Annotated in this window: 17 protein-coding genes and 1 tRNA gene; 6 read left to right on the forward strand and 12 right to left on the reverse strand. The window is 73.1% G+C overall.

The window, feature by feature from the left end:
* Nucleotides 1-52: 52 nt before the first annotated feature.
* Together ACFO60_RS10835 and ACFO60_RS10840 are read right to left on the reverse strand one after the other, a co-directional pair.
* A complete protein-coding gene (locus ACFO60_RS10835; RefSeq protein ID WP_380839726.1) occupies nt 53-2731 on the reverse strand; it encodes a PEP/pyruvate-binding domain-containing protein in 2679 nt (892 codons plus the stop codon).
* Nucleotides 2728-3516, reverse strand: a complete 789-nt coding sequence (locus ACFO60_RS10840) for a TetR/AcrR family transcriptional regulator (RefSeq protein WP_380839727.1) — start codon at nt 3514-3516, stop codon at nt 2728-2730. The genes ACFO60_RS10835 and ACFO60_RS10840 overlap by 4 nt, the downstream gene beginning before the upstream one ends.
* 244 nt (nt 3517-3760) lie before the next feature.
* On the opposite strand from ACFO60_RS10840, the gene ACFO60_RS10845 reads away from it, so the two are divergent.
* On the forward strand, nt 3761-4552 hold the full coding sequence (locus ACFO60_RS10845) for a class II aldolase/adducin family protein (RefSeq protein ID WP_380839729.1): 792 nt from the start codon (nt 3761-3763) through the stop codon (nt 4550-4552).
* Between the two features lie 24 nt (nt 4553-4576).
* Here the strand turns inward: ACFO60_RS10845 and ACFO60_RS10850 are convergent, their stop codons facing one another.
* Entirely contained in the window at nt 4577-5428 is an 852-nt protein-coding gene (locus ACFO60_RS10850) for a spermidine synthase (protein WP_380839731.1), read from the reverse strand.
* 62 nt (nt 5429-5490) lie between these two features.
* Here ACFO60_RS10850 and ACFO60_RS10855 point away from each other — a divergent pair, with 62 nt between their 5' ends.
* Nucleotides 5491-7044, forward strand: coding sequence for a penicillin-binding transpeptidase domain-containing protein (locus ACFO60_RS10855; protein WP_380839732.1), 1554 nt, complete (start codon nt 5491-5493; stop codon nt 7042-7044).
* 109 nt (nt 7045-7153) lie between these two features.
* Complete coding sequence (gene trhA, locus ACFO60_RS10860; RefSeq protein WP_380839733.1) at nt 7154-7828, forward strand: PAQR family membrane homeostasis protein TrhA; 675 nt, start codon at nt 7154-7156, stop codon at nt 7826-7828.
* 15 nt (nt 7829-7843) lie between these two features.
* Here trhA and ACFO60_RS10865 read toward each other — a convergent pair whose 3' ends face one another.
* A complete protein-coding gene (locus ACFO60_RS10865) occupies nt 7844-9049 on the reverse strand; it encodes a M20 metallopeptidase family protein (protein ID WP_380839938.1) in 1206 nt (401 codons plus the stop codon).
* Between the two features lie 154 nt (nt 9050-9203).
* On the opposite strand from ACFO60_RS10865, the gene ACFO60_RS10870 reads away from it, so the two are divergent.
* A complete protein-coding gene (locus ACFO60_RS10870) occupies nt 9204-9803 on the forward strand; it encodes an HdeD family acid-resistance protein (protein ID WP_380839735.1) in 600 nt (199 codons plus the stop codon).
* A gap of 191 nt (nt 9804-9994) precedes the next feature.
* A complete protein-coding gene (gene lat / locus ACFO60_RS10875) occupies nt 9995-11293 on the forward strand; it encodes an L-lysine 6-transaminase (RefSeq protein ID WP_380839736.1) in 1299 nt (432 codons plus the stop codon).
* 63 nt (nt 11294-11356) lie between these two features.
* Here the strand turns inward: lat and ACFO60_RS10880 are convergent, their stop codons facing one another.
* The 7 genes from ACFO60_RS10880 to ACFO60_RS10910 all read right to left on the reverse strand — a co-directional run bounded on the left by ACFO60_RS10880 (nt 11357) and on the right by ACFO60_RS10910 (nt 17926).
* Nucleotides 11357-11593 (reverse strand): helix-turn-helix domain-containing protein, encoded by a 237-nt coding sequence (locus ACFO60_RS10880; protein ID WP_380839738.1) that lies wholly within the window; start codon nt 11591-11593, stop codon nt 11357-11359.
* 192 nt (nt 11594-11785) lie between these two features.
* Nucleotides 11786-11861: transfer RNA gene (locus ACFO60_RS10885), tRNA-His, on the reverse strand.
* A 71-nt stretch (nt 11862-11932) separates the two neighbouring features.
* Nucleotides 11933-12529 (reverse strand): oligoribonuclease, encoded by a 597-nt coding sequence (gene orn, locus ACFO60_RS10890; RefSeq protein WP_380839740.1) that lies wholly within the window; start codon nt 12527-12529, stop codon nt 11933-11935.
* Nucleotides 12530-12550: 21 nt separating this feature from the next.
* On the reverse strand, nt 12551-14005 hold the full coding sequence (locus ACFO60_RS10895) for a DUF2510 domain-containing protein (protein WP_380839742.1): 1455 nt from the start codon (nt 14003-14005) through the stop codon (nt 12551-12553).
* 56 nt (nt 14006-14061) lie between these two features.
* Nucleotides 14062-15474, reverse strand: coding sequence for a protein kinase family protein (locus ACFO60_RS10900; protein WP_380839745.1), 1413 nt, complete (start codon nt 15472-15474; stop codon nt 14062-14064).
* On the reverse strand, nt 15475-17112 hold the full coding sequence (locus ACFO60_RS10905; protein ID WP_380839747.1) for a serine/threonine-protein kinase: 1638 nt from the start codon (nt 17110-17112) through the stop codon (nt 15475-15477).
* Nucleotides 17113-17275: 163 nt separating this feature from the next.
* Complete coding sequence (locus ACFO60_RS10910) at nt 17276-17926, reverse strand: pyridoxamine 5'-phosphate oxidase family protein (RefSeq protein ID WP_380839750.1); 651 nt, start codon at nt 17924-17926, stop codon at nt 17276-17278.
* A 66-nt stretch (nt 17927-17992) separates the two neighbouring features.
* Here ACFO60_RS10910 and pdxR point away from each other — a divergent pair, with 66 nt between their 5' ends.
* The gene (pdxR, locus tag ACFO60_RS10915; protein ID WP_380839752.1) at nt 17993-19408 is read left to right on the forward strand and encodes a MocR-like pyridoxine biosynthesis transcription factor PdxR; all 1416 of its coding nucleotides are present in this window, start codon (nt 17993-17995) and stop codon (nt 19406-19408) included.
* A gap of 6 nt (nt 19409-19414) precedes the next feature.
* Here the strand turns inward: pdxR and ACFO60_RS10920 are convergent, their stop codons facing one another.
* Nucleotides 19415-20569, reverse strand: coding sequence for a DegT/DnrJ/EryC1/StrS family aminotransferase (locus tag ACFO60_RS10920; RefSeq protein ID WP_380839755.1), 1155 nt, complete (start codon nt 20567-20569; stop codon nt 19415-19417).
* Between the last annotated feature and the right edge of the window lie 47 nt (nt 20570-20616).

The following is a 20616-nucleotide window of genomic DNA, read 5'->3' on the forward strand; positions in this document are numbered from 1 at the left end:
TCCTGGTTCGAGGGCTGCCCATCCGCTTCCGCGAGGTGCCCCTCTCGCGTGATCAGGCGGGGGCCGCCTGGAGGACCTCCACCGTGCCGTGCCGGCCGTCCACGCGCACCAGGTCGCCGGTGCGCAGGCGCGTCGTCGCGTTCCCGCAGCCCACGACGGCGGGGATGCCCAGCTCGCGGGCCACGATGGCCGCGTGCGACAGCGGGGCGCCCACGTCGGTGACGACGGCGGCAGCCCGGGGGAAAAGCGGTGTCCACCCGACGTTGGTGACGGTCGTGACCAGGATCTCTCCCGGCCTGAGCGTCTCGCCCTCCTCCACGCCCGAGATGACCCGCACGCGGCCCTCGACGACGCCGGACGCGCCGGGGAAGCCCGTCACCGCCTCGTCCGCCGGCGCCCCCTGGTCGTGCTCGTCGTACACGTCACCGCGCCGCAGCGGGTCGGCGGCCCACCGGAAGGGGTCGAACCGGCCCCTGATCAGAGCCGGGTACGGCGGGAGCGCCCGGTAGCGCTCGTAGAGCCGGCGCCGCCCGGCGACCGCCGCGAGCGGAGACCCGCCGGGGGAGCCGGCGTCGAGGACGGCGAGGATCTCGTCGGCGGACAGGAAGAACAGGTCATCGCCGTGTCCGGTGATCTCGCCGGCGCGCAGCACGTACGCGCGCAGCGTCCAGAAGGCCCTGACGACCTCCGAGCGCGCCACCTCACGGTCGCGGAGCGCCTTGGTCATGCGCGCGACCGTGCGGCGGGCGCGGCTCACCTGGCGCGGATGGCGTTCCGCCAGCCGTCGCCATGCGGCGGCCCGCCGCTCGCTCTGGCGGGCGATGAGCGCGTCGACGTCGTGCTCCGCCCCGCGGAGGCCTGCGAGCCGGGCGTCGATCCACCGTGGGTCCTCGCCGGGGCGCGGGATGGAGACCTCGAACTCGCTCGGCCCCCGGTGACCCCACTCACGGGCGAAGACGTCCCGGTCGATCTCGCCGCGGGACAGCCGGTCGAGGCCGACGAGGAGGCCGAGGCTCGCCAGGCCGGATTCGCCGCCGTGCAGGCCGCTGCCCAGGGCGGCGATCTCCGACTCGCCGACGAGCTTGGCGAGCCGTACGCGGCCGAGGCCGAGTGCCCCGGTGTCCTGGCGGGTGGCGGCCTCCAGCATGTGCGAGCACTCGAGCAGGTACGGTCCGAGCTCGGAGCGCCACAGGGCGGCCAGCCCGGCGGCCGTCGAGGTCGCCGCGACGTGCTCGCGCAACCGCTCGCACCGCCTGGGCGCCGTGGCGAAGAACTCCGGCAGCCTGCGGGCGTTGGCCCTCACCTCGCGTTTGACCGCGATCGCCGCCGGGAGGATCAGCTTGATCATCCGCCATCGTGAGACGGGCACCAGCGGGATCTCCATGCCGGCGGGGAGCCTGCCGAAGACCGGCTCGGTGAAGGCCGCGAACCGCTTGCCCATGCCGAACGTCGTGGCGATCGTGGCGGCGAGGCTCAGGTTCATGTAGAAGCGGCCGCCGATGCGCCCGTAGGCCCGGAACTCGGCGACGGAGGAGGCGCGCATCGCGCCGGACATGAAGATCTCGACGAAGGAGTAGGTGCTCGGCGTCATCACGTCCGGGATGGCCTCGCCGAGGTTGCCGTTGCTCCACAGGTAGTCGCCGCCGAGGCTGTCGTTCCACGCCTCCTCAGCCTGCGCGTGCGACGCCTGCGCCGCCTCCTCCGCCTGCGCCGCCTCTGCCTCCGCCTGCGCCGCCTCTGCCTCCGCCTGCGATGTCGGCGAGGCCTCTGCCGCCCGCGCGGACTCCGCGGCGTCCAGGCCGGTGATCGGGCGGGCCTGCAGGATGGACGGCCGCCCGCCGAGGAACGCCCACTCGACGTCCATCGGATGGCCGTACAGCTCTTCGACGCGCTCGCCGAGGTCGGCCAGGGTCGCGACCTGGGCGGCGTCCAGCACCTCCATGGTCCTGCGGGCCTCGGGCACCGCGACCTCGGCGGTGCCGCCGCCGGTGCGCACGGTCATCACGGCCTTGTCGCCGGTCCGCCGCGACAGGACGGCCCCGCCCGGCCTGCCCACGACGACCGTGTCCGGGGTGACCTGGCCGCCGACCACGGCCTCGCCGAGGCCCCATGCCGCGTTCACGACCATGCGGTCGCGCGCACCGGTGACCGGGTCGGCGGTGAACAGGACGCCTGCCGCGTCGGCGGGCACCAGCCGCTGCACGACGACCGCCATGCTGACCTCGTCCTGCGCGACGCCGCCCCGCGTGCGATAGGCGATGGCCCGCGCGCCCCACAGGGAGGCCCAGCAGCGCTTGACGGCCGCGAGCAGGGCGTCGTCGCCCTGGACGTCGAGGTAGGTCTCCTGCTGCCCGGCGAAGGACAGGCCGGGCAGGTCCTCCGCGGTGGCCGAGGACCGCACGGCGACGGCGGGCCCGCCGAGCGCGGAGTACGCCTCGCGGATCGCCGCGCCGACCGGTTCGGGGATGTCGTGCTCGGCGAACAACCGCCCGATCGCCCGCTCGGCGTCGGCGTACGAACCTCCGGCGGCGTCGGCGACGGCGGACAGGATGGCGTCGCGCAGGCTGTTCTCGGCGACGAAGCGCTCGTAGGCCTCGGTGGTGACGTGGAAGCCCGGCGGCACCGGCAGGCCGGCGGCGGCCATGCGGGCCAGCGAGGCGCCCTTGCCGCCCGTGAGGGCCAGGTCGGCTCCGGCGTCGGCGAGGGGCAGTACCAAGGGCGGTTCGCTCACCGGGCGTGGTCCTTTCCGAGATCGGTGGTCGTGAGGGACATGCGGAGCCGCTCCCGGGCGACGCGCAGCGCGTCGTCGAGGTACGCGAGGGTCGCCCGGGTGACCGTGGCGTTCTGTTCGGCGCTCAGCGGCCGGCCTGAGTCCAGGGCGCGGTGCAGCGTCTCGGCGAGCAGCTCCGACAGCCGCTCGCCGGACAGCCGGTGGTCCTCCGGCATGTGCGGAGTGATCATGAAGAAGCCGTACAGCGCGGCGCTGATGACGTTCGCCTGCTCGACCGGCGACAGGTCGGTGCGGATGGCCCCGTGTTCGCGCAGTGCGCCCAGATAGGTGTCCGACAGCGAGCGCATCGCCGCGGCGGTCTGCACGGTGGGCCGCTTCTGGCGGATCAGCTTGCCGAGCACCTCGGTGTCGCTCAGCAGGCTCGCCTTCATCAGCGGCCGCGTCATGAACGCCAGAGCGAGGTGCCGGAACAGAGCGCGGGGCGTCGCGCCCGCCGGCTCGCCGGCGAGGCCCTCGCGCACCTGTTCGAGCATGGCGACGCGGTCGCGGCGCAGCAGCGCGGCGAACAGCGCCTCGCGCGACTTCCAGTGCAGGTAGATCGTGCCCTTGGCCACCCCCGCCGTGCGGGCGATGTCGTCGATGGTCGTCTTGTCGTACCCCCAGCGCAGGATCAGCTCGGCGGCGGTGTCGAGGATGCGGTGCGCCCGCCGCTCGCGGGCCGGTGTCAGCGGCGGCGGCGAAGGGGCTTCCCGGGCGGCGCGGGGTTCGGTTTCGGGGGACGGCATGGCCTCGCTCGTTCTGAATCCATGACCAAATCTGCTTATCTAGTCATAAAGTTTGAGTACGGGTACGGTAAGCCCGCGCCACGACTCCGGTCAACCGGCGGCACCTCGCCCTCGGAGGCCGGGCGTGCGGAGTTCTCGCCGGCCGGAGCGCGCGACCTTTCGCCGGCGGGAGCGTGCGGAGCCTTCGCCGGCCGGTCATACTGGGCGGTAACCGACAGAAGTTCGGCGATGAGGAGAGACCCCCATGAGCCTCGCGGACCTGCGTCCCGTGCCGAGTGAGCAGCTGTCCTTCCGGCTTCCTCCCACGTTCGAGAACGTGGCGGACGAGCGGCGCCACCGCCAGGAGCGGCTGGCCGCGGCGCTCAGGCTGTTCGGGCGCCTCGGCTTCGAGGAGGGCGTCGCCGGCCACATCACCGCACGCGACCCCGAGCACCTGGACCACTTCTGGGTCAACCCCTTCGGGATGAGCTTCAAGCACGTCAAGGTCAGCGACCTGATCATGGTCAATGACCAGGGGGAGGTCGTGGAGGGGCGCTATCACGTCAACAAGGCCGCGTTCGCGATCCACGCGATGGTGCACCAGGCCCGCCCGGACGCGGTCGCCGCCGCCCACAGCCACTCCGTGCACGGGAAGGCGCTGTCGGCACTCGGGCAGCCGCTCGAACCTCTGACCCAGGACGCGTGCGCCTTCTACGAGGACCACGGCCTGTTCGACGACTACACCGGCGTGGTGGTCGAGATCGAGGAAGGCCGCAGGATCGCCCGGGCGCTCGGCTCGCACAAGGCCGTCATCCTGCGCAACCACGGCCTGCTGACGGTCGGCGACTCGGTGGACGCCGCCGCCTGGTGGTTCATCACGATGGAGCGCTCGTGCCAGGCGCAGCTGCTGGCCAAGGCCGCGGGTCAGGTCGTGCCGATCACGCACGAGAACGCCAAGCTCACGCACGGCCAGATCGGCAACGACCTGGTGGGGTGGATCAACTTCCAGCCGCTGTACGACCAGATCGCCCGCGACGAACCCGACCTGTTCGACTGAGCGGCGCGAGGCTCCCGCGCGGCGTCACCCGAACAGCTCGGGCGGCGGGACGGGCGTGATCACCGCGTCGCCGTCCCTGATCGGCGGGGCGCCCGCGACGAACTTCACCAGGTCCTCCTCGTACACGCACCGGGCCTGGGTCAGGCCGCCCGCCGCCTTGCGGGACAGCTCGCGCAGCGGCAGCGGCGCGGGCGAGGCGGTCACGATGAGGTTGCCGAAGCGCCGCCCGCGCAGGATGCCCGGCTCGGCCAGCAGCGCCACGTGGCGGAACGTGCCCCGGACGGTGGCGACGACGCGTCGCGCGAACGCCAGCCCCTTGCCGTCGGCGATGTTGACCAGAAGGGCGCCCGAGTCCTTCAGGACGCGGGCGACATCGCCCATGTACTCGGCGGTCGCCAGGTCCACGGGCATCGTCGCGCCGCTGAAGGCGTCCAGGATGAACAGGTCCGCCGACGCGTCGTGCAGTCCGCCGACGGCCGTGCGGCCGTCGGCCACCCGCACCTTCAGCCTGGGCACCGACTTCAGCCGCAGCTGGTCGCGGACGAGTTGCACCAGGGCCGCGTCCGGCTCGATCACGATGTGCCGGGAGCCCGGGCGGGTCGCCGCGACGTACCGGGGGAGGGTGCAGGCGCCCGCGCCGACGTGCACCACGTCCAGCGGGCCTTCCTCGATGGCGTCGATCACGTCGGCCATCAGCCGGACGTACTCGAAGTCGAGGTAGGTCGGGTCCTCCAGGTCGACGTAGGACTGCGGGACCCCGGACGTGCTCAGCAGCCAGCCTTGGGGCCGGTCGAGGTCCCTGAGCAGCTCGACCTCGCCCATGTCCACCGGGTAGCGGCCGGGCATGGGGGCCGCCTCGGTCTTACGCTTGCCCACATGGTCTCCCATGGTTCTGATATATCGGGATGTGCCATACCCGGCACTCTTGGGAGAACCGTATGCGCCGCCGAGGACTGCTCGCTCTCGTCGGGCTCAGCGTTGTCATCGTCGCGGCCTCCCTGGTGGCTCTGGTGCTGGACGCCCGCCGCGTCACCGGCACCGCCGAGGAGGCGGGGCGGGCGTACCTGGACGCCTGGGCCGCCGAGAACCTGCCCGAGATGCGCAAGCGGGTCGCCTCCCCGCCCGCCGACTACATGGAGCGGCACCGGCGCCTCAGCGCCGACCTGCAGGTCCTGTCGATCAAGCTGACCCCCGGGACGGTGGTGCCGCGCGGCGAGCGGACCGCCGACCTGCCGTTCGAGGGGGCGCGGCAGATCGGGGAGCTCGGGGAGTGGCGGTTCTCCTCAGTGCTGCACCTGGCGGTCAGGGACGGCGAGTGGAAGGTCGTCTGGACGCCCCAGACGCTCCACCCCGGAGTCGCGGCGGACGAGCGGCTGCGCCTGAAACGCATCCCGGTGCCCGGCACCGAGCTGCTCACCCGCCAGGGCAGGCCGCTGCCGCACGCCAGCGGCGCGGAGTCCTACTTCAAGGACCTCGCCCGCAAGATCGACGACTTCGACGAGGACCCGGCCACGGGCTGGGCGATCGAGGCGACCTCCGCCACGGGGAAGACCAGGAACCTCGTGGTGTTCCGCCGGCCCACCGAGCGGACCTACCGCACCACGCTGGACTGGTGGACGCAGGCGGCGGCCGCCCGCGCGCTCGACGGCGCCGAGCACCCCGCGGCCGTCGTCGCGGTCAGGCCGTCCACGGGCGAGGTGCTCGCCGTGGCCGACCGGCTGGCCGGTCAGGGCGCCTTCTACCAGCCCGCCCCGCCCGGCTCCACCTTCAAGATCATCACAGCGGCGGCGCTGCTCGGCGAGGGCCTGACCGCGGACACGCGGGTGCCCTGCCCGGCCAGGTACACCGTCCCGAACGGGCGCACCTTCACCAACCACGGCGAGGAGGACCACGGGACGGTCAGCCTCCGCCAGGCGTTCGCGCTGTCGTGCAACACCACGTTCGCCCGGCTCGCCGTCGAGCGCCTGGGGGACGCGGCGCTCCGGCGGCAGGCGGCGCGGCTCGGGTTCGGCGGGGACCTGAAATCGGGCGTCGGCGGGCTCTGCGGGACGATGCGCGAGGCCGGCGACGGCGACGAGCTGGGCGCCGACGCCATCGGGCAGAACTCGGTGCAGGCCACCCCGCTGTGCATGGCGCTCGTCGCCGCCGCGGTCCGCGACGGGGCCTGGCGACCGCCCCGGCTGATGTCGGAGAAGGCCGTGAAGCGCCTGGAGATCGACGGCCGGCCCAAGCCGAGGCGCCTGCCCGCACCAGTCGTCTCGCAGCTGCGGTCGATGATGGCGGCCGTCGTGACGGACGGGACGGCGGCCGCGTCCGGCCTGCCCGGCGGGGTGTCCGGCAAGACCGGCACGGCCGAGGCGTCCTCGGGTGAGGACCATTCGTGGTTCGTCGGTTACCGCGGCGACATGGCGTTCGCCGTGTTCGTGGAGCACGGCGGGGCGGGGGCGGGCGCGGCGGCGACGGTCGCCGCCCGCTTCCTCGGAGCCCTGTGAAGGCGTGGCCGCTCCTCTCGTCCTGGGGGCCTCGTGGGGCCGGCGTGATCGAGCTCACCACCTACGCAAGCGTAAGTTACGGTACCGTAGGTTGAGAGGAGGTTCGATCATGTACGCACCCGCTCCCGACCGTCCCCCCGGCACGGCGATGCCCCCTCCCCGCCTGCGCGGCTGGCTGCACGCAGGGGCGCTGCCCGCCACGCTGCTCGCGGGGTTCGCGCTGGTCGCGCTGGGGCCGACCCAGCAGGCCCGCCTGGCGGCCGCCGTCTACGCGGTGACCTCAGGCCTGCTTTTCGGCGTCTCGGCGACCTATCACCGCGGCCGTCCCGCGCCGCGCCTGGCCGAGGTCCTGCGACGGCTCGACCATGCCAACATCTACCTGATCATCGCCGGCACCTACACCCCGTTCGCGCTGCTCGCGCTGGACGGAGCGGCACGTGTCGCCGTGCTCGCGGTGGTGTGGACCGGCGCGATCGCGGGCGTGGTCTTCCGCGCCGTGTGGATGGGCGCGCCCCGCTGGCTCTACACGGCGCTGTACATCGCCCTCGGCTGGGCCGCCGTCTTCTTCCTGCCCCAGCTCCTGCGGGGCGCCGGGGTGGCCGCCGTGACGCTCGTCATCGCCGGCGGCCTGCTCTACAGCGCCGGCGGCGTGGTGTACGGCCTGCGCCGCCCGAACCCCTCGCCCCGCTGGTTCGGGTTCCACGAGGTGTTCCACGCCTTCACCCTCGCCGCCTACGTCGTGCAGTACATCGCCGTCTCGCTGGTCGTCTACGCCGCGACCTGACCTTCCCCGCCGCCCTCAGACGGCGGCGGCCTCCCGGGCGAGGCGGCGTTCCGCCAGCTCGGCGTACAGGGCCGCGCCGTCGGGCAGCACCGCGTCGTCGAAGGCGGCCTCCGGCGCGTGGTTGTAGGCCGCGCGGGCGGGGTCGGCGCCGCCGGGGCAGGCGCCCAGGGCGACGAACGCCGACGGCACCTGGTCGCAGACGAACGAGAAGTCCTCCGAGCCGGTGAACGGCTGCGGCGCGGTGATGTAGCGGTGTTCGTCGAACACCTCCCGCACGGTGTCACCGGCGAAGTCCACCTCGGCGGCGCTGTTGACGGTCACCGGGTAGCTGACCTCGTACTCGGCGTCGACCGTGAGGCCGTGGGCGGCGGCGATGCCCTTGAGCAGCGCGAGGATGCGCTCCTGGACGCGGCCGTGCGCCGCTGCCGAGAACGACCGCACGGTGGCCTCGAACACGGCCTCCTCGGGGATGATGTTGTCGGCGGTGCCGGCGTGGAAGCTGCCCACGGTGACCACGACCGGGTCGAACACGTCGAAGGCCCGCGTCACCATCGTCTGCAGCGCGGTGACCATCTCGCAGGCGGCCGGGATGGGGTCGGCGGCCCGGTGCGGCATCGACCCGTGCCCGCCCTTGCCGCGCACCGCGACCCGCAGCCGGTCGGCCGCGGCCATGATCGGACCGCCCCGGCTGACGAAGACGCCGCGCGGCAGCACCGAGCTGATCACGTGCAGGGCGTAGGCGGCGACCGGGCGCCGTCCCGAGGCGTCCAGCACCCCTTCGCCGATCATGATCTTGGCGCCGCCGTCGCCCTCCTCGCCGGGCTGGAACATGAACACGACGTCGCCGGCGAGCCGGTCGCGCCGCGCCGCGAGCAGGTGGGCGGCGCCGGCGAGCATGGTGGTGTGCAGGTCGTGCCCGCAGGCGTGCATCCGCCCCGGCAGCGTCGAGACGACCTCGCCGCCGCTGCGCTCGGTGACGGGAAGGGCGTCCATGTCGCCGCGCAGCAGGACGGTCGGGCCGGGTCTCGCGCCGCGGAGCACCGCGGTGACCGAGCTCAGCCCTGCCCCGGTGGACACCTCCAGAGGGAGGCCCGAGAGCGCGCCGAGCACCTTCTCCTGGGTCCTCGGGAGGTCCAGGCCCAGTTCGGGTTCACGATGCAGCGCGTGGCGCAGCCGTACGAGCTCCGGGCTCATGTCGTTGGCGGCTTCGCGGAGTGACACCGGCATCCCCTCCAGATTCGTCACCGACGCATCTTGGACTTCTGACGATATAGGGCGACTTGGTGCCAGGTAGAGAGCTTTTGACGCCCTTTTGGTCTATTGCCGGGCACATCCCGGATAGGAACCGGAACGGAGACCGATCGAGGAGAACGACATGTACGAGGTCAGTGGCGAGGCCGGCAGGCACCGGGCCGAGACGGGCCACCACTGGTGGGTCCAGGTGGTGCGCGGGGCCTGTGCGATCCTGTTCGGGATCCTGGCCGTCGTCTGGCCGCTGATCACCCTGCTCACGCTGGTCGTCCTGTTCGGCGCCTACGCGATCATCAGCGGGGCCTTCGCCCTCTTCGGCGCCTTCCGCGGCGCCCACCCCCGGCAGTCGCGCCTCTGGCTGGCCATCTCAGGGGTCCTCGGCATCGTGGCCGGTCTCATCGCCTGGGTGTGGCCGGGAATCACGGCGCTGGCGCTGCTCATACTGATCGCCGCCTACGCGGTCGTCATCGGCGTGGCGGAGATCGTGGCGGCGGTCGCGCGCCGCAAGGCCGGCGACACCGACTGGACGTACCTGGCCAGCGGCGTGCTCGCCGTGGCGTTCGGAATCCTGCTGTTCGTCTGGCCGGCCTCGGGCGCCCTCGCCCTGACGTGGCTGATCGGCCTGTTCGCCGTCCTGTACGGCGCCACGCTGCTGGTGCAGGCGTACCGGCTGCGCGAGACCGCGCACCGGGGCACCGCGGGTCCCGCCCCGCACGCCGTCTGAGCGGCCGGCGAACCGTCCCGCACGCTGTCCGAGCCGTCGGCGAACCGTCCCGCGAACCCCTCGGCGGGCTCTGGTGAGTGGAAGAAACTGCGCGGTAAGCCTGATGTACCGGAAAGCTTCCACATAATCCCCGGCAAGACAGGGAATGATGCCGCATACAACCGAAACAGGCTCCTCGATGGGGAGGGCGCATGAGCGTGCTCGACCGGCTGGCCCGCCACATGCTCGTCGACGGCTACCGCTTCGAACTCGATCTCGACCGCAGCGCGGGGTCGTGGATCGTGGACGCCGGCACCGGCCGGCGCTACCTCGACTTCTACACCTTCTTCGCCTCGGCCCCGCTGGGCGTGAACCCCTTCGCCGACGACCCTGACTTCGTGGCCCTCCTCGGCCGGGTGGCCGCCAACAAACCGGCGAACTCCGATATGTACACCGCCCACCTCGCCGACTTCGCCGACACCTTCGCCCGCGTGCTCGGCGATCCAGGGCTTCCCCACCTCTTCTTCGTCGAAGGCGGCGCGCTCGCCGTCGAGAACGCCCTGAAGTGCGCGTTCGACTGGAAGAGCCGGCACAACGAGGCCCGAGGCCGCCCCCGGGAGCAGGGCGGCAAGGTCCTGCACCTCACGCGCGCCTTCCACGGCCGCAGCGGCTACACGCTGTCGCTGACCAACACCGAGCCGGTCAAGACCGAGCGTTTCCCGGTCTTCGACTGGCCGCGCATCGACGTGCCCGCGATCCACTTCGGGGACGTCGAGGCGGCAGAGGAGCGGGCGCTGGCCCAGGCCCGCGCGGCCTTCGATCGCCACCCGCACGACATCGCCTGCTTCATCGCCGAGCCGATCCAGGGCGAGGGCGGCGACAACCACATGCGGCCGGAGTTCCTGCAGGCCGTCCAGCGCCTGTGCCACGAACGGGACGCGCTGTTCATCATGGACGAGGTGCAGACCGGGGTCGGGCTCACCGGCACGCCCTGGGCCTACCAGCAGCTCGGCCTCGCGCCCGACATCGTGGCCTTCGCCAAGAAGGCCCAGCTCGGCGGCATCATGGCCGGGCGCAGGGTGGACGAGGTGCCGGGCAACGTGTTCCAGACGAGCGGGCGGATCAACTCCACCTGGGGCGGCGGCCTGGTCGACATGGTGCGCTCACGCCGCCTGCTCGAGATCATCGAGCGGGACGGGCTCTTCGCGCGCGCCGCGGTGCTCGGCGAGGCCCTGCTCGGCGGCCTGCGCGACCTGGAGGCCGGTTTCCCCGGCCTGGTGCGCAACGCCCGCGGGCGGGGTCTGATGTGCGCCTTCGACGTGCCTGACGGCCGCGACCGGGTGGTGCGCGCGCTGCGCGAGGACGAGGGAGTGCTCGTCCTGCCGTGCGGAGAGCGGTCGGTGCGGCTGCGTCCCGCCCTGTCGGTCACCCCGGAGGAGATCGCGTACGGCCTGGCCGCGATCGCGCGCGCCCTGACGGCCGTGCGGAAGGCCGTGGGCGTGCCCGTGTGAGCGCAGGCGCCCGCGGCGCGCCCGGCCCGGCCGCCTGCCCGGCCCGGCCGGCCACCGGTCGCGTCAGCGTGCCCGGCCGGCGTCGCCCTTCCACAGGCCGATCGCCGTCATCCGGCAGTCAGCCCCGAGTTTCGAGTAGATGCGGTTCACGTGGTTCTTGACGGTCTTCTCGCTCAGGAACAGCCGCTGGGCGATCTCACCGTTGGAGTGGCCCGTCGCGATCAGATCCATCACCTCGGCCTCGCGTTTGCTCAGCCCGGTGTGCGCGTGCTCGTTGTAAGTGGCGTCATCGACACTCATCCGGCCTCCGTGGCACGAATCATTGTCTGATCGCCGAGCCCCCCGCGCTGGCGGTGTAGCGGTTTTTGCGAGCATAGCCCGCTCTCGCGGGCTTTGGGGGGCAGCCAGTCCGAGAAAAGCTCACTTTCCTCGAAAGCGCACGGAGACACAAAAGCGCGATGGCCGGCCCGCGAGGGACCGGCCATCGACCGCTGGGGTGAGTGATGGGACTTGAACCCACGACATCCAGGACCACAACCTGGCGCTCTGCCAACTGAGCTACACCCACCATGTTCGCGGGCATCGCCGCGGCACAGGAAAAGTGTAGCGGTCTTTGGGAGGTTCTGGTGCCGCCCCGGGTCAAGATCCGGTTATGGCCTCGGCCACCTCACGTGCGGTGGCGGTGTCGGGGCCGGGCTGCGGCACGAAGACGGCGGCGCGGTAGTAACGCATCTCACGCACGCTCTCGGTGATGTCGGCCAGCGCGCGGTGGCCGCCCTGCTTGGCCGGAGAGGCGAAGTAGACCCGTGGGTACCAGCGACGGACCAGTTCCTTCACCGAGGAGACGTCCACCATGCGGTAGTGCAGGTAGGCGTCGACGGCCGGCATGTCGCGGGCGATGAACGAGCGGTCGGTGGAGATGGAGTTGCCGCACAGCGGCGCCTTCTTCGGCTCCTGCACGTGCCGCCGGATGTACTCGAGCACCATCGACTCGGCCTCGGCGAGCGTCACGCCGTCCGCGAGGGCGCTGAGCAGGCCGGAGGAGGTGTGCATCTGGCGCACGACCTCCGACATCTGCTCCAGCGACTCCTGCGGAGGCTTGATGACGACGTCGATGCCCTCGTCGAGCTGGTTCAGCTCGCCGTCGGTCACGACGCACGCGACCTCCACCAGCGCGTCACGGCCCAGATCGAGCCCGGTCATCTCACAGTCGATCCAGACCAACAGGTCACTCATAATGCTCAGCGTAGTGCCCGGTCACGGAGCCTTGAGAGAGTCCAGTACGCGATTGATCAGCTTAGTGTCCAGATTGTCGGGTATGGAGACGTAAAGGACGGAAGGTCGCTTCCCTGCCTGGTCGACCACGACGAACATGCCCTGCTCCTTCTTGAACTTCCAGCCCGCCTTCTTGGACTCCGCGGTGAAGTCCATCTCGAAGCGCAGCAGCCAGGCCTTCTTGCCGCTCACCTCGACGCTCTCGTCCTTGAGGATCTTGCGCTTGTGCGGAGGGCTGTAGAAGATCTTCTCGTAGTTCTGGAGGAAGGCGCCGGCCGCCTTGCGCAGGTCCTGCGGCCCGGTGTACTCGATGATCTCAGGCAGCCGGCACGCCGTGATCGTCCCCACCCAGTCGTGGTCCTGGCCGTCGTAGTTCTTCTGTGAGAGGCCCTGGTAGCCGCTGGTCCACAGCGGGAAACGCGGGTCGGGACGCCCGTTGCCGTTCAGAATCGCCCACGGCGGCACCGCCCACCCGGCGTCGCCGCCGTAGGCGTACGACAGGCCCGCGCGGGGATCGTTGATCGTGTCGCCCTCGGGCTGGGGCAGCTCGGCCGGGAAGTCCGTGATGCTCGGCTCTGGGGTCGGGGTGTCCAGCGGCGGGGTGATCTGCGGGTCCGGAGGCGCGGCCGTCTCGCTCGGCAGCGGCGTCTCGGCCGCCGACGGGGTGGAGCCTCGGTTGGCGAAGGTGAGGCCGAGCACCAGGGCCACGACCACGAGGATCACGACGGCGCCGCCGCCCAGCACCCACGGCAGGGGGCTCTTCTTCCGCGGCGGAGGCCCCTGCGGGCCGAACTCCGGCACCGGGAGCTGCGCCGTGCCGCCGGGGACGCCCCACTGCTGCTGGGCTCCGGGAGCGCCGTACGGGCCGGGCTGCCCGTACGGCCCGCCCTGCTGGCCGTAGGCGCCCGCAGGCCGGCCGAACTGGTCCGTCGGCCCGCCGTACTGCTGGTGGCCGCCGGGAGGGGCGAACTGGCCGGGCTGCTGATGCGCTCCGGTGCCCTGCTGCCCGCCCGGGCCCGGTGACGGAGCGCCCTGCTGCGGATAGGGCCCTGTGCCCGGCTGTGGGTAAGGCCCCATGCCCGGCTGCGGACCCGTGCCCTGCTGCGGGTGCGGCCCCGTTCCGCCGGGCTGGGCGTACGGGCCGGTGCCCGGCTGAGACTGCTGTCCCGCGCCGGGCTGGGACGGCTGCCCCAGCGCCTGCTGGGGCCCGGTCCCCGCCTGCGGCGGCGCGTCCTTGGGGGTCTCTGGGCCCTGCTGGGACCCGGCGCCCGCCGGGGGCGTGCCCTCCGGCCGGCTCCACTGACCTGACGTCACCGGGGCCTGGCCCGAGGAGGACTCCAGGGGATGGGTGGCATCGGTCCATTGCGTGCCATCCCACCACCGAAGTTGGGGAGATCCGTATGGGTCCGGGTACCAGCCGGCGGGGGTCTGCGTCATGTCGTCAGAATAGTGACATCCCCGTTTTTACGCGCATTTGGCGAGCGAGCTACTCGTCAGCATTTATAGGTGAACGTCGCGGCGTCTTCCAACCGGGCGCCCGAGTCGCCGATCGGCGACAGCACGCGGAGCCGCGCCGTGAGTTTCCGCGTCCCGCGGCCGCTCACGTCCCATTCGAGGGTGACCTCGTGCCTGGACCGGCCGGACGGAACGGTGTCGGTGTGCCTGATCGCCTTCTGCTTGGTCAGCACCCATTCGTAGGAGACCTTGCCGGCCGACCCGTTGGTGGTGAGCACCCCGGTCACGTTCACGGTGGTGTCGCACCCGGCGGCCTTCGGCTGGCGGACGTCGACCGCCGTCACCGACAGCGGCGCGCCGCGCTGGAACCACAGGAAGGCCGCGGCCAGCAGGATCAGCGCGAACAGCAGACCGGAACCGAGGATGCCACCCCGGCGGCGCCGCCGGGCCGGAGGGCCTCCCAGCCGTTCCTTGGCGGGGACGGTGTGCTGCTCGCGCCCCGCCCGCCAGATCTGCGCGGCCGTCGTGTCCACCGGCACCCCGGGGCCGAACCGCATCTCCCCGCCTCCCGCGGGCGTGGTGGCGGCGGGAGGCGCCTGCCCCGTGGGCGGGGTGCGTACCGGCGGCTCGCCCGTGCCCGGCGAGTACAGCAGGGTGACGATCTCGCCGGTGTCCACGCCCTGCGGCGCCTGCGGCGGCCGCTGGGTGGGGACCGCGCCCGCCGACCACCACTGGATCGTCCGCACGAGCCGTTCGCGGGTGGCGAACCCGGAGGGCAGCAGGTCGCGCCCGTTGACCAGCGCGTCCCGCGCGGCGCCCAGTCCGTGGGTGGTCGCGGTCGCCGCCGCCCGGTCGAACAGCCGCGCGGCGTCCGGGTCGTCCGCCGCCCACGCCGCCGCGAGCCCGCGCGCCAGGGAAGCCCAGGCGGAAAGGTCGCGCTCGACGGTGGCGGGCCGGCCGCGCAGCGCCGGCGCCAGGCCGCGCTCGGCGAGCAGCGCCGTGCCCTCATCGGTGATCACCACCGTGCCCGCGTGCAGGGCGCCGTGGACCAGGCCCGCCGCGTGCACGGCCAGCAGTGTCTGCGCCGACTCGACCAGGATGGTGGCCGCGCTGCCGGCGTCCGGCGCCGGGGCCGTGAACGGCCCCGCCATCAGCTCGGCCAGCGACGGCGTGCCCGGGCGTGCGGTGAGCAGCCACACCTGCCCCCGGGCGGCCACCAGATCGGCGATCGGCATCAGGCCCGTGACGCCGCCCCGCGTCAGGCGCCGGTCGGCGGTCACCTCGGCGACCACCCGTTCGCGGGCTCCGGGGTCCACCAGGGCCCCCGGGTCGATCCAGAGCACGCCACCGCGGCCGCCGTCGGGCGCCAGCGCGTCGGTCCAGGTGCCGGTCTCACCGGCGCGGGAACGGCCCGTCAGCCGATACCCCGCGATGCTCTCGCCATCTGGCATCTACCGCCGCCTCCGGTGCCGTCCCGCCATGCGCTGTCTGAGGACCAGTGTGGCGGGAACCGCCCCGGTCGTCACCAGGCCGAGCGCCAGCAGACCCGCCGGCCCCCTCTGCGGGGTCGTGTCGGGGGCCGGAGTGTCGCCCTCCCCCCTCGGAGTGGGAGTGGGAGTGGGAGAGGGCACGGTGCGCGTGGGCTCGGGCGACGGCGAGGGCGGATTCTGCTGGGTGGGCCTTGGCGTCGGAGTGGGCTTCGGCTTGCCGGAGGGCAGCGTGTCGTCGACCTTGGGGTCGGAGGGGTCGGGGTCGCCGGACTTCGTCGGCGAAGGGGAGGGCTTGAGGGTCTTCGGCGGCTTCTTGGGCGAGGGCTTCGGCGTCGGCTTGGCCGAGGTCTTGGTGGCGGTGGGCCGGGCGGCGGCCGACGGCACCGCGGCCGCGGTGTTCCCGGGCGGGTCGGCCGTCGGCTCGGCCGTCGGGCTCTCCTGCTTCGTCGGCTCCTCGGAGGGCGCTTCTGTGGGCGACTCGGCGATGGCGGGTTCGGGCGAGCCGGACGCGGTGTCGGGCACGGCCGACGGCGTGGTGGTCGTCGTCTGCGCCTGCAGGGTGCTGTCGCCCAGTGAACCGACCAGGACGGCGCCGACCGCCGCGACGACCGCCAGGCCCACGGCGCCCACCGCGATCTTCACGCTGAGCTTGCTCAGGCCCCGGCGGGCGCCGCCGAACTCGGTCTCCCCGAGGGAGGTGCTGGCGCCTGGCATCTCGTCCGCCAGCGGGAACAGCAGGGCGAGCAGGCCGGCCAGCGCGGCCAGGCGGCGGCGGCCCTTGTCCTCCCAATCGGGCCCGTACGCCTGGAGGGCGACGTCCTCGAGCTCGGCCAGGAACGCCTCCGCGGTGGCGGGCCGTTCGGCGGCGCGCTTGGCCATGCCGCGCTCGATGAGCCCGCGCAGCGGCGCGGGCACCTGCTCGACCGGCGGAGGCATCGACTGGTGCTGCCGGGCCAGGGCCGCCATGTTGCGCGACTGGAACGGCCGGGTGCCGGTGAGGCACTCGAAGAACACGATGGTCGCGGCGTACACGTCGGTGCTCGGGCCGGCGGGGGCGCCGGCCCACTGCTCGGGCGCCATGTACGGGGGCGTGCCGGCGCCGCTGACCCCGTCGCCGGAGCGCACGGCGATGCCGAAGTCGATGAGCTTGCTGTCGCCGCCGCCTTCGATGACGACGTTCTCGGGCTTGAAGTCGCGGTGGACGACCCCGCTGGCGTGCGCGGCCGCCAGGCCGAGCAGCGCCCCCTTGAGCAGCACGAGCGCCGCCTCGGCGCCGGTCGGGCCCTCCGAGCGCAGCATCGCGCGCAGCGAGACGCCGTTCACCAGCTCCATGACGATGGCGGCGCCGCCGGGATGCTCGATGTACTCGTAGAACCGGGCGGCGTGCGGGCTGTCCATCAACTCCAGCAGCCGCGCCTCGTGCCGGAAGCGGACGACGAACCCCGGATCAGCGCAAAGCTCGTCGGACAGATATTTGATCGCGACGTAGGTCTGGTCCGCGTCGTAACGTGCCATCACGACACGTCCCGACCCGCCGCTTCCGAGGTCGCGGATCTCGGTATATCCGGGGACTCGCCACGCCCCGCTCTGGCCGTCCATGCGGTCTCCTTATATGGCCGGGCCCCCACCCATGACGCGAGAACGAAGCCTAATGGCGGCGTGGTTGATCCGTGATGTTTAAATAGATATTTGCTATATTGTCGACGCCATTGTCAGCGTTTTCAGGATGCGCGGCATGCCGGTCCGCGGCCGTTCCGCGAGGTCACACCGTGGCGTCCGGCATCCCCCTGCCGGTGATGTGGGCGGGCACCGGCGTCCCCGGCGGGAGCGCCGGGTCGGGCTCGGGAGCTCCCCAGGTCACCCGCAACGGCAGCACTCCGGCCCACACCGGCAGCGCGTAGTCCTCCTCGTCGTCCTTGGGCGGTCCCTGGCGCACCTTCACCGACGCCTCCGCGAGAGACAGCGCCACCACCGCGGTCGCCGCCAGCTCCTTGCGGTCCGGCGGCCGCGTGGCCTCCCACTGGCCGGGCGCCAGGTTCTCGGTGATCGCGCGCAGCCCCGCCAGCCGCTCCTGCGGATCCTCGACGGTCCGGGGGGTGCCGTAGATCATCGCCGAGCGGTAGTTCACCGAGTGGTGGAAGGCCGAGCGCGCGAGCACGATGCCGTCCAGGTGGGTGACGGTCACGCAGATCTCGCCACCCGCGCGCAGCGAGGCCGAACCGGTCGAGCCGTGCAGGTAGAGGGTGTCGCCGATGCGGCCGTACCCGGTCGGGACCACCATGGGCGACCCGTCCACCACCACGCCCACGTGGCAGATCAGCCCGGCGTCGAGGACGGCGTACAGCTCGGAGCGGTCGGTGCGGGCGCGGGCGCTGCCGCGCCTGAGGGCGGTGCGAGGAGTCGAGGACAGCATGCCGTTACCGTATGGAGAAGTGGACCGGCGCCATAGGTCCACTGTCGCCCCATTCGAGGAGACCACTTGCCCGCGCACGTCGACCTTCCCCTCACCCTCGACCGGGAGGCGCCCGTCCCGCTCACGGTGCAGCTCGGCGACCAGCTACGGGCGGGCATGCGCGCGGGCGCGCTGCGGGCGGGCGAGCGCCTTCCCTCCAGCCGGGCCCTCGCGCGGCTGCTGGGGGTGAGCCGCACGGTCGTCACAGAGGCGTTCCAGCAGCTCTACGCCGAGGGATGGCTGGAAGGCAGGCACGGCTCCGGCACCTACGTGGCCGACCTGGCCGGCCACGCCCGTCAGAACGGCCGCACGGGCCACGCGGGCCACGCGGGCATGGGGCGCCACGAGCAGAGCGCGGCGCCCGCCTCGGAGGAGCCGCCGCATCCGGGCGCGGGAGTGATCGACCTGCGACCGGGCCGGCCGTGGGTGCTCGACTACGACCGGGCCGCCTGGCGCCGGGCGTGGCGCGGAGCCGCGGACCGGCCGCCCGGCGACGTCATCGACCCCTACGGTCAGCCCCGCCTGCGGGAACTGCTGGCCGGCCACCTGCGCAGGGCGCGGGGCGTCCCGGTGGGACCGGAGAACGTGATGGTCACCCGGGGCACCGGCCACGGGCTCGACCTGCTCGCCGCCGCGCTGCTGCGCCCCGGGGACCCGGCGGGGGTGGAGGAGCCCGGATACGGCAAGGCGCGCAACATCATCGCCGCCCGCGGCGGGCGCATCGTCCCCTGCCCGGTGGACGATCAGGGCGTGCTGTCCGCCGGGCTGCCCGGCGACCTGCGCCTGCTGTACACCACCCCCGCGCACCAGTACCCGCTCGGCGGCCGGCTGCCCATCCCGCGCAGGGAGCGGCTGCTCGCCTGGGCCCGCCGCACCGGCGCCACCGTGGTCGAGGACGACTACGACGCCGAGTTCCGCTACGACGTGGCGCCGCTCCCCGCGCTCTACGGACTGGACCCCGGACGGGTGGTCCTGCTCGGCACGCTGTCGAAGTCGCTCGCGCCGGACGTGGGCATCGGCTGGCTGGTGGCCACCCCGGCCCTGCTCGCCGTCATCGCCCGCCTGCGCGTGGCGCTGGCGGACCGGACCTCCGGCCCGGTCCAGGAGGCCGTCTCGGTGCTGATCGAGCGCGGGGACCTGGACCGCCACCTGCGGCGGGCGCGCCTGACGTACGCCCGCCGCCGCGCCGCCATCGTGGAGATGCTCGGTGACAGGGTGAGCGGCGACTCCGCGGGCCTGCACGTCTTCCTCCGCCTTGCGGCCGGGCAGGCCGGCCCGCTGGTCGCCGCGGCGGCCGGGCGCGGCGTGCTGCTGGACAGCACGGCACGGCACCACCACGGCCCGGTGCGCCACCACGGACTGGTCATCGGATACGGTTCGGCGTCCCTGGCCGGCGTTCGCGAGGGCTGCGCCGTCATCGCCGGCCTGCTGGCCCGCCGCTGAAGGCGGTCAGGCGGCCTGCGACAGCAGGCGGTCACCCGGCGGGTGCGGCGCCGGCTGCAGCGACCCGACGACCGGCAGCGCGCGCTCGGCGTACAGCGGGTCGACCGGCAGCACGTGGCGGGCCCACCAGCGGGCCGCCTCGCCGTCCGGTGACGGTTCGACGAAGCCCTTCGCGTAGTCGTCGTACGGCGGGTCGTACAGGTAGCCGGTCGGCACGCCACGGCGCGCGAGCGCTGCCACCGCCCCGTCGCGGTCGGCGACGAGCAGCGGGACGCGGAACAGCGGCTGGTCGACCTGGTGGCGCACCGCTCCCGCCACGGTCGGCAGCTCGGCCAGCATGGCGACGCCCGCCAGCCGCGCCGCCCGCTCTCTGGGCAGGCGCGCGAGCCTGCGGCCCTGGTACCACCGGGCGACGGCGCCGCGGGAGCTGCGGTAGTCGTGCAGGTCGGCGCGCACCCAGGCGTCGAGCGCCGGCAGGCCGGGCCCTCGCGCCAGCGCCGCGTCCAACTGGTCCGGCCGAAGGGCGATGCGGTAGCCCTCGCGCGGCTCCTGCAGCCCGAGCACGCGGGCCAGCCGCATGGCGGGACGCGCCATGTCCAGGCGCAGGGCAAGGCGACGCGAGGCGGAGGTGGCGACGCCGAGAAGGTCTCTGCGCAGGGCGCCCGGCTGGAGCAGCAGGTCGCGCTCGCGCTCCAGCGCCCGGCGGTCGGCGAGGCCGTCCACCGCGAGGACCCCTCCTGACCCGGCTCCGGCGTGTTTGGACAGGCTGAAGACCCCCGCCACCCCGAACGTGCCCAGCGGCCGGCCGTCCACCGAGGTCTCCGCGGCGTGGGCGACGTCCTCGATGACCAGCAGGCCGCTCATCCCGAGCACGTTGTCGGGCAGGCCGTACAGGTTGGTGGTGAGCACCGCGTCGACGGCGCCCAGCAGCACCCGGGCCATCTCGATGTTGCCGTCGAGGATCGAGATCGGCGCGATGACCGGGATGAGCCCGGCGGCGAGCACCAGGAACAGGATCTCGTCGGCCGAGATCGGGGACATCAGGATGCGCTGCCCCGGCGTGCACCAGTGCCGCAGGGCGAGGTACAGGCCGAGCCGGTTGGACGGCAGATACACGGTCTCGCGCCCCGTGCGGGCCGCGAGATGTCTCTCGGGACTCAATGCTCCCTCTTTCCGCCGCCAGGTGATGCCGGGCTCGGGACGGCCAG

The organism is Sphaerisporangium dianthi, from assembly GCF_042654065.1.
GTDB lineage: Bacteria > Actinomycetota > Actinomycetes > Streptosporangiales > Streptosporangiaceae > Sphaerisporangium > Sphaerisporangium dianthi.

Excerpts from the sequence above, each read along its gene's own strand:
- ACFO60_RS10840 (WP_380839727.1), bottom strand. The coding sequence starts at position 3,516 with ATGCCGTCCCCCGAAACCGAACCCCGCGCCGCCCGGGAAGCCCCTTCG.
- ACFO60_RS10845 (WP_380839729.1), top strand. The coding sequence starts at position 3,761 with ATGAGCCTCGCGGACCTGCGTCCCGTGCCGAGTGAGCAGCTGTCCTTC.
- ACFO60_RS10855 (WP_380839732.1), top strand. The coding sequence starts at position 5,491 with ATGCGCCGCCGAGGACTGCTCGCTCTCGTCGGGCTCAGCGTTGTCATC.
- trhA (WP_380839733.1), top strand. The coding sequence starts at position 7,154 with ATGTACGCACCCGCTCCCGACCGTCCCCCCGGCACGGCGATGCCCCCT.
- ACFO60_RS10870 (WP_380839735.1), top strand. The coding sequence starts at position 9,204 with ATGTACGAGGTCAGTGGCGAGGCCGGCAGGCACCGGGCCGAGACGGGC.
- lat (WP_380839736.1), top strand. The coding sequence starts at position 9,995 with ATGAGCGTGCTCGACCGGCTGGCCCGCCACATGCTCGTCGACGGCTAC.
- ACFO60_RS10880 (WP_380839738.1), bottom strand. The coding sequence starts at position 11,593 with ATGAGTGTCGATGACGCCACTTACAACGAGCACGCGCACACCGGGCTG.
- orn (WP_380839740.1), bottom strand. The coding sequence starts at position 12,529 with ATGAGTGACCTGTTGGTCTGGATCGACTGTGAGATGACCGGGCTCGAT.
- ACFO60_RS10895 (WP_380839742.1), bottom strand. The coding sequence starts at position 14,005 with ATGACGCAGACCCCCGCCGGCTGGTACCCGGACCCATACGGATCTCCC.
- ACFO60_RS10900 (WP_380839745.1), bottom strand. The coding sequence starts at position 15,474 with ATGCCAGATGGCGAGAGCATCGCGGGGTATCGGCTGACGGGCCGTTCC.
- ACFO60_RS10905 (WP_380839747.1), bottom strand. The coding sequence starts at position 17,112 with ATGGACGGCCAGAGCGGGGCGTGGCGAGTCCCCGGATATACCGAGATC.
- ACFO60_RS10910 (WP_380839750.1), bottom strand. The coding sequence starts at position 17,926 with ATGCTGTCCTCGACTCCTCGCACCGCCCTCAGGCGCGGCAGCGCCCGC.